The sequence below is a fragment of the Streptomyces sp. 8L genome, from assembly GCF_020176795.1.
Taxonomy (GTDB): Bacteria; Actinomycetota; Actinomycetes; order Streptomycetales; family Streptomycetaceae; genus Streptomyces.
On sequence record NZ_JAIUKE010000915.1, the window covers coordinates 1 to 262 of the forward strand.

Consider the following 262-nt stretch of genomic DNA (forward strand, 5'->3'; position numbering starts at 1 on the left):
CCCCCCCGCCCGCGCGGGGGGGGCGCCCCCGCCCCCCTTTCCCCCCCGGGGCGGGGGGGGGGCCGGGGGGCCCCCCCCGGCCCGCCCCCCCCGGGGGGGCCCCCGGCACCGCCCCGGCCACCACCCGTCGGCCGACCGCCGACAGCGACAGCGCGCGCATGATGGACCTGGTCGAGCGCGCCCAGGCGGGCGAGGCCGATGCCTTCGGCCGGCTGTACGACCAGTACAGCGACACCGTCTACCGCTACATCTACTACCGGGT

At 81.7% G+C, this 262-nt stretch carries 1 pseudogene; it reads left to right on the forward strand.

The features are described from left to right. Window positions 1-262, forward strand: a pseudogene (locus tag LCE31_RS41470) (ECF subfamily RNA polymerase sigma factor, BldN family); the annotation flags it as partial.